Origin of the sequence: Paenibacillus rubinfantis, from assembly GCF_001486505.1 — a bacterium.
GTDB lineage: Bacteria > Bacillota > Bacilli > Paenibacillales > Paenibacillaceae > Fontibacillus > Fontibacillus rubinfantis.
In genome coordinates this window covers 20,235-33,966 of record NZ_LN909050.1, presented here as the reverse complement: position 1 = coordinate 33,966, position 13,732 = coordinate 20,235, and the positions used below count along the sequence as shown (strand labels likewise).

Annotated in this window: 11 protein-coding genes and 1 riboswitch; of the genes, 4 read left to right on the top strand and 7 right to left on the bottom strand. The window is 54.2% G+C overall.

Going from position 1 to position 13,732, the window contains the following annotated elements; genetic code table 11:
- Positions 1-698 precede the first annotated feature (698 nt).
- The 3 genes from BN3277_RS00960 to BN3277_RS00950 all read right to left on the bottom strand — a co-directional run bounded on the left by BN3277_RS00960 (position 699) and on the right by BN3277_RS00950 (position 4,438).
- A complete protein-coding gene (locus tag BN3277_RS00960) occupies positions 699-1,190 on the bottom strand; it encodes a C40 family peptidase (protein WP_059040457.1) in 492 nt (163 codons plus the stop codon).
- A 4-nt stretch (positions 1,191-1,194) separates the two neighbouring features.
- Positions 1,195-1,331, bottom strand: a riboswitch (cyclic di-AMP (ydaO/yuaA leader).
- A 222-nt stretch (positions 1,332-1,553) separates the two neighbouring features.
- Positions 1,554-2,384, bottom strand: a complete 831-nt coding sequence (locus tag BN3277_RS00955) for a hypothetical protein (protein WP_059040456.1) — start codon at positions 2,382-2,384, stop codon at positions 1,554-1,556.
- Between the two features lie 53 nt (positions 2,385-2,437).
- The gene (locus BN3277_RS00950; protein ID WP_059040455.1) at positions 2,438-4,438 is read right to left on the bottom strand and encodes a M1 family metallopeptidase; all 2,001 of its coding nucleotides are present in this window, start codon (positions 4,436-4,438) and stop codon (positions 2,438-2,440) included.
- Between the two features lie 145 nt (positions 4,439-4,583).
- Between BN3277_RS00950 and BN3277_RS00945 the strand changes: the two genes are divergently transcribed.
- A complete protein-coding gene (locus tag BN3277_RS00945) occupies positions 4,584-5,096 on the top strand; it encodes a YwhD family protein (RefSeq protein ID WP_059040480.1) in 513 nt (170 codons plus the stop codon).
- A gap of 268 nt (positions 5,097-5,364) precedes the next feature.
- Here BN3277_RS00945 and cadA read toward each other — a convergent pair whose 3' ends face one another.
- From cadA to BN3277_RS00925, 4 genes are all read right to left on the bottom strand, one after another.
- Positions 5,365-7,281, bottom strand: a complete 1,917-nt coding sequence (cadA, locus tag BN3277_RS00940; RefSeq protein ID WP_059040454.1) for a cadmium family heavy metal-translocating P-type ATPase — start codon at positions 7,279-7,281, stop codon at positions 5,365-5,367.
- 4 nt (positions 7,282-7,285) lie between these two features.
- Positions 7,286-7,651: an ArsR/SmtB family transcription factor gene (locus tag BN3277_RS00935; RefSeq protein WP_059040453.1), complete on the bottom strand. Its 366-nt coding sequence runs from the start codon at positions 7,649-7,651 to the stop codon at positions 7,286-7,288.
- A 224-nt stretch (positions 7,652-7,875) separates the two neighbouring features.
- Complete coding sequence (locus BN3277_RS00930; RefSeq protein ID WP_059040452.1) at positions 7,876-8,559, bottom strand: DNA-3-methyladenine glycosylase; 684 nt, start codon at positions 8,557-8,559, stop codon at positions 7,876-7,878.
- 89 nt (positions 8,560-8,648) lie between these two features.
- Complete coding sequence (locus BN3277_RS00925) at positions 8,649-10,724, bottom strand: transglycosylase domain-containing protein (RefSeq protein WP_059040451.1); 2,076 nt, start codon at positions 10,722-10,724, stop codon at positions 8,649-8,651.
- Positions 10,725-10,932: 208 nt separating this feature from the next.
- Between BN3277_RS00925 and speE the strand changes: the two genes are divergently transcribed.
- The 3 genes from speE (at position 10,933) to tnpA (ending at position 13,561) form a co-directional block, all read left to right on the top strand.
- Positions 10,933-11,760, top strand: a complete 828-nt coding sequence (gene speE / locus BN3277_RS00920; protein ID WP_059040450.1) for a polyamine aminopropyltransferase — start codon at positions 10,933-10,935, stop codon at positions 11,758-11,760.
- A gap of 193 nt (positions 11,761-11,953) precedes the next feature.
- Complete coding sequence (locus tag BN3277_RS00915) at positions 11,954-12,883, top strand: hypothetical protein (RefSeq protein WP_059040479.1); 930 nt, start codon at positions 11,954-11,956, stop codon at positions 12,881-12,883.
- A 204-nt stretch (positions 12,884-13,087) separates the two neighbouring features.
- Positions 13,088-13,561 (top strand): IS200/IS605 family transposase, encoded by a 474-nt coding sequence (tnpA, locus tag BN3277_RS00910; RefSeq protein WP_059040449.1) that lies wholly within the window; start codon positions 13,088-13,090, stop codon positions 13,559-13,561.
- Positions 13,562-13,732: the final 171 nt, after the last annotated feature.

Here is a 13,732-nt window from a genome sequence, read left to right as displayed (position 1 = left end):
CGCTGCTCACGTAGCCTCCAGCTACGCTGCGCTGCTCAGTCCCTGAGCTTCATCCAACCTTCTCGGTGCGCCAAACCTAACTTTTTAACCTTGATTGAAGAGGTAGGTTAAAAAGTCATCCTTGGATCACGAAGCCGGAGATGTAGGTAGCTCGACATCGAATCTTGAATTCAGCCGGGCCTTCCGCTGCTCACGTAGCCTCCAGCTACGCTGCGCTGCTCAGTCCCTGAGCTTCATCCAACCTTCCCGGTGCGCCAAACCTAACTTTTTACCTTGATTGAAGAGGTAGGTTAAAAAGTCATCCTTGGATCACGAAGCCGGAGATGTAGGTAGCTCGACATCGAATCTTGAACTCAGCCGGGCCTGACTTTTGAACCTAGATTCTTATAGCGGGATCAATTCACCCTATGGTGGGTCCCCCGTTTCCCGGGTGCTGGGAATTCGGCAATTTCATTGTAGTGTGCACCCAAGATGTTGCGCAGGAACAGTTACAACATTAATTACAAAGTTGTTACCATTTACGTTGCTCATTTTACCAAAGGCGTCCAGAGTTGACAAGTTTGTAGGGAAAAAGGCTTCTTTTGGCCTGTTTTGACGAAGGCTATCGTGGGTAATGGTTCCTAAGGGGCCGGGGCTTGGGATAAGAAAAAACCCGCAGAGACGTTGTTATCAACATCCCCACGGGTTCGTGGCGGTTCTTATTGAACATCATCGTGTTCAGCAATTTCACCGGTTACATCTTCATACTTGTCGGTGCTCATGATCCGTTTGGCTCCAACGTAACGCTCGACGTAATACTTCTCGCTTAATTTGCTGATGACTACGCCTTTGGAAGAGGAGGCATGAGCAAATTTGCCGTCGCCGACGTAGATGCCGACATGAGAAACGCCTTTACCGGAAGTATTGAAGAAGACCAGATCGCCGGCGATCAATTCGCTCTTCTCAACCGCGGTTCCCATTTTGTACTGAGAGCCGGATTGGTGCGGCAGCTTGATGCCGATCTTAGAGAAGACATACATGGTAAATCCGGAACAATCGAAGCCGGCTGTGGTGGTTCCGCCGGAAACGTAGTCGCTTCCAAGCGCGCCGTCGATTACGGTGTCCAGTTTGGAATCGGCGAAAACGCTACCAGTTCCAATGGTGAAAAGCAAGGCAAAACTTACTGCTGCTACCATCAAACGCTTTTTCAAGAAGTTATGCTCCTTCCAATGCCTACGAGGTTAGCTTAAGGATTCGGTTGAAGGTTCCCTATGATCCCTCTAAAGCGAGATCAATTCACCCAAAGTGGTTCCCCCGTTTCCCTGGCGAAGGGAATTCGGCTTTGATTTCACACCTGAATTTACATATTCGACATCCGGCGTCATTCTCCTGCCAAAGATGACAAAAATAATTACAAAACTGTTACTGAAATTGCGTTGCTGTTATTGTAGCAAAGTCAGGTATCTTTTGGCAATGGTTAATTCACAAGATTAAGAGGGGAAATAGGGCTCAAGGCCTTCACCGAATCGGTGAAGGCCTTGATTTTTCTGGGGTTTATCGGGGGTAAAAAAATTTTAACTTTTTTGTGCCTTTGTCTGCCAAAGGTGAAATTGAGAGGCGACCTTCCAAACCTTAAACGCGCTGCGAAAAAGGGGATAGGTTTGCTGTAAAATGAGGGCCAGCATGCCGGTCCAAACCCAGGAGACCGTCCCAAACAAGAAGAAGAGGAGGAGTCCAAAAGCCCCGAGAATCGCCGAAATGCCGATGGCCTGCAGGAGACTCCGGAAACAAAGCAGCAGGGAGTTCCAGATACCGGCCTTAAACAAATAGCCAAACTGGGCAAAGAGCAGGCACTGCCGAATCAACCAGCCATAGATAAACCAGCCTAGGATCCATCCAAGCCCGACCAACCACGTCGTAACGGGGGTATCTACCCCTGCGAGTGCGGGCCAGAGCGAGAGCAGCCGTGGCACAATCCAGAAGGCGGGCAGCAACGTCAATAGAAGTTCCAGCGCATAAAATAGGATCACCGGCTTGCCGAACTCCTTCATTCCCCGGAATAGCGGGAAGCCCGGGCTTCGACTGTCGGCCGGTGCGAAGCCGTAGAGAATCCCGGCCTGAATCAAGGGGGTCAGGAACAATCGCAGCACCACCATCCCCGCCAGCAGCCAGCCATACAACCGGACATCCGGATTGTTCCACACATTGATCTGTCCCTCCAGCAGGAACAGAATTCGCGACAGCGCAGTGGGCGGCGGGTCGGGATATCTTTGCAGCAACGCTGTCACAGCCGAGTCGACTAAGCGGTACAGGAACAATCCCCATAGAAGCTGGTATAGGAACAAGATGATGACCGAGGGAAATTGGCTTTTCAGGGTGGTCCACCCTAAACGAACGAAACTCATTTTTTTCCCTCCTTTAGAGGTGGATTAACAAAGTTAGAACGCAACGGGCCGGCCTACCATAAGAACGCCCCGAGGATCGCTTCAAGCAATTTGGTTACGCTCATGTTGGAGCGGGATAACGTGGTTTCCGGGATTTCCGCCTTCAGATAGTTGTTGATGTGCATATTCTCGACCGTCAAGGTGTAGTCGGGGTCAATTTGGACCCAAGCTAATGGAGCCTTATACTGCAGCTTGATTTCGATTCGGCTGTCCTCGCCGTTCCATTGCTTACGCACGGTATGTCCATCGGTGAAGGTAAACAGCAGCGGAACCTTTGGATGCGTTGCGCCTTTTCGGGAGAAGACTACGCTTGATTCGTACTGGCGGTTATCCTCTGATCCAACGGGTGTGATTTGAATACGGTCTACTGCAAAATCAGCCATTTTCCCGTCATATACATATTGCTGAAAATAAGCCTTCCAACTCCGGCCGGTCACTTGCTCCACGATCCGTTGGAAGTCGGCGGTCGTCGGGTGCTTAAATCGGTATTTATGGCTGTAAGTGCTCAGAATCCGCTTCATCGTTTTGGCGCCGACCTGCCGCTCGATATCGAGCAGGATCAGCTTCCCGCGGTAATACGCGTTTTTAGCGTACCCGTCCCCGGAGCCGTATTTCCAGGCGTATTGGGTCAGGGAGGCGGGAGATGTAATCAAAGCGGATTGAATCGGCAGGTTCGGGGCGATCCCGAATTCCTGTTCCATCAGCTTATCCTCGGCATAGGAGGCAAAGGCCTCGTCCAGCCAAGCTTCCTCAAATTCATTGTTGGCGACCATTCCATAGAAAAACTGGTGGGCGATTTCATGAATGACCGTCCGCTCCAGTTCGTCATAACCGGGCGAGTCGCTGGTCGCTCCGAATGCCGTCACGAGGGTCGGATACTCCATCCCCCCCGCTCCGTTGCCGCTGGCCGGCGGGACAACAACCGACAGCGTGGAATACGGGTAGCGGCCGTACCATTTGCTGTAGTTTGCCAGCGCCACCTTGGCGGCGTAGAAGTAACGTTCCTTCAGATCCTTGTGGGCGGGATCGAGATATAGCTTGATGCGCACCCCCGGGACCTCCGCAGAGGAGAACGGTTCTTCCGCATAGATGAAGTTCGGCGAGGCGGACCAAGCGAAATCGTGAACATCGTCGGCGTAGTATTGGATGATTTTTCGTCCGTCTTTCACTACTGCTTTTTTAGTCTGAAAACCGGTGGCCGCCACAGAGTACGACTCGGGAACGTTGACCCTTACGCTGAAAATTCCGAAGTCGGAGTAAAATTCCGAGTTTCCGTGATACTGGTGGAGGTTCCAGCCCTCTGACGTTCGCCCCCGGGTACCAACCGGTTCGTATACGCTGATTTTAGGGAACCATTGCCCCGCCATAACGAAATCGTCGGCTACGCCCATTCGGGCGAAGATTTTCGGCAGCTTTACGGTGAATTTCATTCGCAGCGTCAAGCTCTCGCCGCCTTGGACCGACACGGGCAAGCGCACCTTAGCCAAGGTTCTGTCCTTCGTATTGCCATCATCGGGCTGGACGTATTGAATCCGATGCAGCAGAGAGATACCGTCGGTCGTCCGCAGCTCGGTGATCTCCATCGATCCCCAGCCGTCTTTGGGCATGATGTCGTTCCGCAGCTTCCCGCCTGATTCCTTCATAAAAGTCGTATCTTCGGAAGCAAACGCATTGGGGTACAAATGCAAGTACACTTCGTTGATCGTTTTTTTGCCGGGATGCGTCCAGGTCAGCGTTTCCGAGCCGGTTAACGTACCGTCCTTCTCGTTCAGTGTCACGTCGATGTGGTATTCGGCGACCCGATTGCTGAGCACTTCAGCGGTTGGCTGCTGAATGCTTTCCGCTGGCGGCGGCGCAGGGGTTTGTCCGGTTTTTTGGACCGCCTTGGGCCCTGCCTTGGCCGGGGCGAGCGAAGCCAGCGAATCCCCGCCTCCCCGCAGGGTCAGCCAGGCGGTTCCGAGGGTGAGGCACAGGGCAAGGATGGATATGCTGTAGACAATAGTACGTCGGGTCATACAATGGATACCTCCCGTTGACAAGCATCTACAGCATGTATATGTTTGCAATTGGAAGATTATTAGCTAAAATTGAGAGGTAGTTCAAAAAGAAGGCTGAATGAAACGAATGCAGTGGCAAGATCGCGGGAAAATGGAGGGAATTATGGATCAGACACCAAAAACGGGTAAAAAGATTTTTGCCCTCAATATTATCAGCAACGACGAAAAGAGCAAACATAAAGGCTTTGGCGCAGGGTCCATCGATTTGAACAGCATGTCCCCGGTCATTATCGATGGCGACGAGGCGTACATCGACGTTGGGGCGATGCACGCCAAAAGTAAGGTAGAAAAGGGTATTAAGTTCTCGACCAACCGCGAGGATGTCCCGAACGGCCGTCAGGTCTGGATCGTTTGGGTGGCGGTGGATCGCGACCCGGAAGGGCAGTTTTACGGCGGCATGACGGCCTGCGAGATGTGGATCGACACCGAGGCGCGTCGCGGCTGGAAAATTCTCGCCGACCATGTAAACAAAATGGATTATGCGTTAAAGCGCAGAGTGATCTTGGAGGGCTTAGGCGAGGATCAGAAGGCTAGCCTGAAACGGCTGCTGATCGAGACCAACGCGGAGTGGTGGGACCGCTCGCCGGAAGAGCTGAAGTCGGCGCTGGACGCGTAACCGAATAGACGATTGCAAAAGGAGAAGCGCCCTGCTCTGGTTTGATGCCGGAGGGGGCGCTTTTTTAGGTTGTAGGGTGAAAGGTTGTATTCTGTGCAACAATTGAACTGGATCCCAGGAGTTCAAGCCGAAAATGTTGTAAAAGTTACAACATTTCCTCATGCAGAAAGTCCAATTGGCCCCAAAAAGTTGTATGAACTACAACATTTCTAACTAAACAAGCGATATTGCGTCAAAAATGTTATACGTAATACAACAATCGGTGGTATCAGTTACGTGAAGCTACCTCGACGGCCGGTGAATTTCCGGCCTTTGGATCCTTGCCAAGCAAAACCGTCAGACCTAGCAGCGTCACAATAATCGTCGCTCCCATATCGGACATCACGGCAATCCACAGCGTTAGCCAGCCGGGGATCGTAAGCAGCAGAGCGATCAGCTTCAACGAGAGGGAGAGGCCGATGTTACAGGCGATGATCCGCCCGGCCCGCCGAGCGATGCGGATCGCGCGGGGCAGCTGGCCGAGATGATCCTGCATCAGCACGATGTCGGCGGTCTCTACGGCGCTGTCCGTACCTTGGCCCATGGCGATCCCCAGATCGGCCGCGGCCAAAGCCGGAGCGTCGTTGATCCCGTCGCCGACCATCGCCACCGTCCCGTGGCCGGACAGCGCCTGGATCTGCGCGACCTTCTGCTCCGGCAGCAGGCCGGCATGCCATTCGGTGACGCCGCTGCGGGCGGCGATGCCGCTGCGGGCGGCGACGTAGCGCACCACCGCAGCGGCCAGCGGGTGCAAGGAGCCGCTCTCCAGAGCGGCGGCTACCGCGTGAAACCGCTGCGGGTCATACGCGATCTCGCGCTGCACTTCCGGCTGCCCCTTTGTCAGGGTGCCAGTCTTATCGAACGCGATCGCGCTCACCTTCCCGAGCTGCTCCAGATGTACGCCGCCCTTGACTAGCACGCCGAGCCGGGCGCAGCGGGTCATCCCGCTGACCAGCGCAATCGGCGAAGACAACACAAGGGCGCAAGGGCAGCCGACGATCAGGATCGCCAGGCCGTCGTACACCCCGTTCATCCACGGCTGTCCGAACAGCAGCGGCGGGACGAACATGACCAATGCAGCCAACACCATGATGGCGGGCGTATACCATTTCGCAAATCGATCGATAAACAGCTCGGTGGGGGTTTTCTTATCCTGCGCCTCCTGGACGAGCTGCATGATTTTGGCCAAAGAGGAGTCCTCGTACGGCTTATCGATCCGGATCCGCAGCAAGCCCTCGCTATTGATGCTGCCGCCGAATACCGGCTGTCCAGGCCCTTTCGTCACCGGAATCGATTCCCCCGTAATTGCGGCTTCGTTGACAGCACTGCTCCCTTCCAAAACGGTGCCGTCCGAAGGGATCTTCTCCCCGGCCCGGACGAGCACGACGTCCCCAACCTTCAGCCGCGCAATCGGGACAACGGATTCCCGACCGTCCTGAACAACGACCGCTTCCTTGGGTGCAGCTTCCAGCAACGCCGACAGCGAGCGGCGGGCGCGGCTCATGCCGTAACCCTCCAACAGCTCGTTTAACCCAAACAGGATCGCAACCAGCGTTGCCTCTTTCCACTCGCCGATGATCACTGCACCGGTTAAAGCTACGGTCATCAGCGTATCCATGTTGAATTTCAATCGAATCAGGTTACGGAGCCCACGTTGGAACGTGGAATACCCGCTGAATACAATAGCGGCAAGATCTAGGCCAATTCCCACCGTGCCGGGAATAGCGGGAACAAACGTCACCCCGTACATTACGGCGGATAACACGAGCAGCCACAATCCCAAGCGGTTTTCGTGTTCTTCTTCCGGCTCACCAGCACTCGCAGTTTCGGCGGCAGCCTGGGGGGATGGCCCTTCATCCGCCGCATTAGCCGACACAGCCGTCTCGTCAGGGGAACGGAGATCCGGTTGGATCAATTTCGCTCCGTCCCCTTTCAGAATCCGCTCCACCTGCTGCAGATCCACGGCGGGATCGATCAGCAGACGGCCGCTGTTATATAGAAGAGAGGCGTTCTGTCCGTGCTCCAATCGCTGAATTTCCTCTTGCATCTCCCGGGTGCAGTTGGGACAGGACAGTCCTTGCACGCGATACTCTACGCGGCGGCTCTCACCGTCGGGCCCGCGATGGCTTGTCATCGTCGGATTCATTGGATCATCGCTCCTTTTGATGCTCCAGCGTCATGGCCACCAACGTCTGAATATGATGATCGCTTAACGAGTAGTAGACGTTTTTGCCTTCTTTGCGCGATTTGGCGATATGAAGGGCCTTCAACTGGCGCAGATGATGGGAAGCCGTTGCCACCGAGACGTCGAGTAAATCGGCGATGTCGCAGACGCAGAGCTCCTGATGCTGTAAATAATATGCGATCTTCACCCGATTCGGATCCGACAAAGCTTTAAACAGCTGGACCATCCCGTTCACGTCCCGCTCCTCCAGGCTGTCCCGGAGCCCGTTTGTGCGGGAAGCTCCCGTACAATACTGCTCGCACACCTCCGTGATCTCCACCGGATCGGCCATGGCTTGTCGACCTCCTTTATTCAAATCAACGTTTGAATGTATGTGATTTAAGTATATTCGATCTTTCAGAATATTCAAAGATCCATTTGAATGTTACGGCGCGTAGAGTACGTATGAAAATGTAAAATGAAAAAGCGCCTTCCGGCGCTCTGTTCACTCAAGCCTCAATAGCCTCAATAGCCTCAATAACCTCAATAATCTCGAATCCCAATAGTCACAATACCTCAATTTGCTCCCGCCCAAACCTCGGCCTGCTTGTCGATAACCGACACATAAGGGTTGCCTTGAAAATAAAAACGCCACGGCTTCGCCGCATATTCCTCAGCATACGCAATGCCGATTCGCGGGGCCTCTACGATTGTCTCCACCGCTCCAGAGCCCCCCGTCACCGGTCCGCCTTCCAGCCAAAGCGGTCCACCGGGCTGATCGAGCGGGATAGCGTTTAACGCCTTGCTGATGTCCATCGCGCGGCACAGCTTCCCCGGTCCGCCGGACAGATCAACCGGCTTGCGGGCCGCTGTGCCGCGGTAGCGGCGCATCCGCGCTTCGTCTGCCGGCGACAATGGCTCTACGGCGCGGATGAGCACGGCTTGCGGATCGCCTTCCGTGCCGGTCACAACGTTCAGGCAGTTATACATGCCGTAGATCAAGTAGATGTAGGCCGTTCCGCCGGGCCCAAACATGATCTCCGTCCGCGCCGTCCGGCGCCCGCCATGAGCATGGCTGCCCTTGTCCTCAACGCCGCCATAGCTCTCGGTTTCCACGATGCGACAGCGGATATCGCCTTCTTCCGTACGGCGAACCAGTGTCTGTCCAAGCAGGCGGGGAGCGGCCTCCAGGGCCGTCAATCGATAAAAAGCCGGGGGCAACGGCGCCCCCGGTTTGATCTGTTCCAAGATAGGGTCCATATAAAGGAAGTCTCCTTACACCATTTTTAACTCGGGTTTGCTTCCTTTATCGTAAGAGCTTTTTCGCGTGATGTCCAACCCTGCCGGGGTTAGTCCATCCACCAGCGCTTCAGGTCGTTCCACCACGAGTGGCTTCCCTTCTTCTCCTCCTCGGCCGGAGGCGGCAACGGCTCGGGTTCGCCTTCCCCATGTACGGTGCAGAACTCCGTGGGCTCCGTTCCCTGGATGAAGACTTCCAGCTTCTTGTCCGGACAATCCTTCGTGGCGAGCAGCCCTGTCCCCGGATCGATATACACGCTGACGACGCCGTCGGGAATCGGAAAAATCTTCGGAGGCACCTTCGCCAACGCCTTCTCCGTATATTTGGCGAAGATCGGCGCGGCTTTGCGCGACTCGGTGGTGCCGAGCGTCTTGCCTTTGTCATAGCCGACCCACACCGCCGTTGACAGCTCCGGCGTAAAGCCGACAAGCCAGGCATCCGTGCTGGTTGTCCCGGTTTTGCCGGCGACCGGCCGCTTGATTTCGTTCGATACGCGGTTGCCCGTCCCCCCCGTTTCAAACACGCTTTCCATCAGATGCGTCAGCACATAAGCTGCGGAGGGCTCGACGACTTGCTCGCTTTTGACCGGCTTGGCCTCGTATAACACACGTCCGCTGGCATCGGTGATTTTCAGCACCGCCACCGGTTTGACGCTGCGGCCCTGATTGCTGATCACTGCAAACGCCGTGGCCATCTCGAACGGACTGACCGGCGACGTGCCCAGCGCCAATGACGGAACGGCTTGAAGCGGGCTGGTAATGCCCATCCTGCGGCCCATCTCGATAACCTGCTCCGCCCCAACCGTCAGGATCGTATTGACGGCATAAATATTGTCCGAAGCCGCGATCGCCTGACGCATATCGATTTCGCCCAGATACTTGTCACCGAAGTTTTTGGGGCTGTACGTTTTGCGGTTATCGTCGTAATGGAATAGGGTTGGCTGACTGCTGAACTTGCTGGCGCTGGTCATTTTTCCCGAAGAGAGCGCCGTGAGATACATGATCGGTTTAAAGCTGGATCCGGGCTGCCGGGTGGAGGCGAAGACGTGGTTATACTGACTCTCCTTGTAATTGGCGCCACCCACCATCGCCTTAACGTAGCCGTTACGCGGATCGATAGAGATTAAGGCGGCCTCTAGCTCCGGCGCGTTCCCGAGCTCGGAAGCGACCGCGGCTTCCGCGGCCTGCTGGGCATCGGGATCCAGCGTCGTGTAGATGTTCAGCCCGCCGTGCTCGAGCAAGGTCTCGTCGAAGCCAAGCTCGCCGACCACCACATTCCGGATATAATCGCGGAAATAAGGGGCCTTGTCGGTTGGGCTTTGCTGCTTCGGCGATTGGAACCTCAGCATGGCTTCGTAAGCCTGATCGGCTTCCTGCTGCGTGATCTCGCCCGTGGTGACCATCGCCGACAGCACGGTCCGCTGGCGGTCCTTAGCGTTTTTCATATGATTAAACGGTGAGTAATAGGTTGGGCCTTTCGGAACTCCGGCTAACATCGCGCTTTCCGCAAGGCTTAAGTCCTTGGCCGGCTTCCCAAAATACATTTGAGCAGCCGCTTCGATCCCATATGCGCCATGTCCGTAATAAATCTCGTTCAGGTACATGCGCAGAATGTCGTCCTTGGAGTACTTCATCTCCAACTGGGCGGTGTACATCGCTTCTTTGATTTTCCGCGACCAGGTCCTTTCATGCGAGAGGTACAGATTTCGTGCCAGCTGCTGGGTTAAGGTGCTTGCTCCCTGGACGGTGCCCATTTCCTTAATATTCACGAGAACAGCCCGAGCCATCCCTTTCATATCAAAGCCAAAATGGTTGTAAAACTGCCGGTCCTCGGTCGCCAGCGTCGCCTTGACCAGCCAGGGCGAGATGTTCGCCAGCTCGACGCTTTCCCGGTTCTTTCCGCCATCGGAGAACACCGCGATCGTCTCTCCCCGGCTGTTGATCAGCTGCGAGTTTCGATCCGAATCGGCGAGCGGCAGCTCGGCTTGATACAAGTAGAGGAGCAGGATGCCGGCAGCGCATAGGCAAAGAAACCCGGCGCCAATCGCCAGTTTAAACAGCAGAAGCCACGGACGGCGGGGTTTGCGCTTATGTTGATGTCGGTCACTGCGAACGAGTTTCTGCAAGAAAGACTCTCCTTTCCTATTTTCAAGCGAATCCGTGCATAGGATCATTTTGGTTTTAGTATGGGAAAGTTTGGGAGAGATCATTCACGCGGAAGGGTCGCCTGTGCCGATTTCTCGGGAGATGTGTTATTATTTTTTCGTTTGGTACAATATAGGAAATGAATTATGGCGGACACTACGCTGATCATAGGGAAAGAAGGTTGAGCGCATGGAATTATGGTTTACGGAGAAACAAACGCCTGTCTTTGGGATTACGGCAAAAATACGAGAGACATTGGTTACGGAACAAACCGAGTTTCAGGATTTAGCGATGTTAGATACGGAGGAGTTTGGCCGAATGCTCGTCTTGGACGGCATGGTCATGACAACGATCAAGGATGAGTTCGTATACCACGAAATGGTAGCGCATCCGGCGCTGTTCACCCATCCCCATCCGAAGCGCGTGCTGGTAGTTGGCGGCGGGGACGGCGGGGTGATTCGCGAGGTGATCAAGCATCCCGCAGTCGAACAAGCGGTGCTGGTTGAGATCGATGGCAAGGTGATTGAATACTCCAAAAAATATTTACCGGAAATCGCCGGAGAGCTCGATCACCCGCGGGTTGATGTGCAAGTGGCCGACGGCTACATGCATATTATTGAAAGCAAAAATCAATACGACGTCATCATGGTTGATTCGACCGAGCCGGTTGGACCGGCGGCGCCTCTGTTTGAGCGCGGATTCTATCAAGGGATTTATGAAGCATTAAAGGACGACGGCATCTTCGTAGCGCAAACGGACAACCCTTGGTTCAAAGCGGACCTCATCCAAAAGGTGAACAAGGACGTCAAAGAGATTTTCCCGATCGTCCGCGTTTACGGCGCCAACATCCCGACGTACCCCAGCGGGTTGTGGACGTTCACGATGGGCAGCAAGGTGTATGATCCGCTGCAGGTGGACGAGACGAAGATCCCCGAACTGGACACGAGATATTACACGCCGCGAATCCACAAAGCTGCCTTCGTGCTGCCCAAATTCGTGGAAGACCTCGTGAAGTAAGGGATGGGATGAGTAAAGCCTGTGAAACCCAATCCCGCCTTCTGAAGTTTGTGAAATAAAATATGCCGTTCGAACTATAAATGGCCCGTATAAAGTATGTTAGTATGATTAATATCACTACTTTCTCATGGGATAAGGCGGGATTTTTATCAAAACGAACAACCCGGCCCGAAGCATGCTTGCGGGCCTTACAATGATAATTGTGGTTATGGTGGCCGGCTGGATCTTCTACGGCCGCCCGGATACTCCTTCATCCGGCGTTACGACGAACGCGCCGGTGCAAGCACCGGCGGCAGAAGCGGGAGAAGCGGCAGAAGGGACGAACAACGAAGCCGCCGCCGAATCGCCGTATTTGCTAGATCATCTCCCCTTTAAGGAAGAGGAGGTCCTGGCGATTACCGCCGGTGGGAACGGCTTGCACGCCAACGTTCCGGTGGAGAGGCAGTTCGTCCTTCTCCAATCGCTGCGCTATACGGATATGAAGAGCGCGTTGGCAGGTCCGATTCCGGCGGCTTCCCGGAAGCCGATCGTCCTGCAGTTCAAGCTGGCGGACACCAACTACGAGCTGACCTATGATTTAACCGGCAATGCTTATGAGTACCAAGGGAAATATTACTACGCGGATGACCAGGTGCTGCTGCTGATGCAGGGGCTGTTCCACGAACGGGAGGATTTGGCATCGTTGGACGCCTTGCTGGAGCAAGCCAGGGTTGAGCTGGAGCAGGCGGGGACGGTTGACCCTGCTCCTTTGGAGGCGGAGGCCGCACAGGTGGACGGGCTCGATTACGACGGCTGGGAGCAGCGGTTGGCCAAGACCCCGTCTGAAGAGGTCGTGTGGGCGAAGCCGTTTTATGACGATGGTACCGGCCAGGTGAAGGAAGCCCGTTTATTTAAGGATGGGGTACTGGCTTTAAATCGGATAATCGTTTTTACCCGCCCAGAACATCAATCCGCGGACGGTGTGAAGACGGGGAGCGGTACGGACGACGTTACGGCGAAGCTGGGGCCGGAGGCGTTGAAGCTGGTCAGCCGGTGGAGCTATAAAGTCGGCGATTATTTTCGATTTCATGTGTACTTTGCGAATGGCAAAGTGAAATACCTCGCATTAAGCCAACCTCTGTAGGCCTTAGATAGCCAGGTTGGGTTAGGAGAAGGAGCCGCTGAAGCAGCGGCTTCTTTTTGGTTGCGGCTTTAGCCGGTTGAGCTCGCGAAGCGTGCGAAACAAAAAACCACCCGCTATGCGGGTGGAGGGACCTAGGGTTTGACCAACAAGACCATTCCGATAAAATTGAGATGTTCAGGCTCAAAATGAAAGGAATGGTCTTAGATGGCAAACAAGAATTACAGTCTAGCTCACACAAAGTGGATGTGTAAATACCACATTGTGTTCACCCCGAAGTATAGACGGAAAGAGATCTACAATCAAGTGAGAAAAGATTTGATCGAAATATTCAAACGTCTATGTAAATACAAGGGGGTGGAAATTTTAGAAGGTCACATGATGCCAGATCATGTGCACATGCTGGTCGCGATTCCACCAAAGATATCGGTAGCATCGTTCATGGGATACCTAAAGGGGAAAAGCTCGCTGATGGTCTTTGAAAAGCATGCCCAACTGAAGTACAAATATGGGAATCGAAAATTTTGGGCAGAGGGCTATTATGTGAGTACAGTAGGCCTAAATGAAGCCACAGTAGCCAAATACATTCGTGAACAAGAAGCACACGACCAAGCCATAGATAAATTGAGTGTAAAAGAATACGAAGATCCGTTTAGCAGTAATAGCAGCAAAAAGAAATAAACCCGTTTAACGGGTGAGTGAAGGTGACAAATTACATTGAGCCTGAACAACCATGTTGTCAGGCTGGCGTCTTTAGGCGCAGTTTGGTAACAGGGGGTTATACCCCAAGAGCAAACCACCCGTTGGACGGGTGGTTATGATTGCGGGGGCGCTGTGCCGCGTATGTATTGA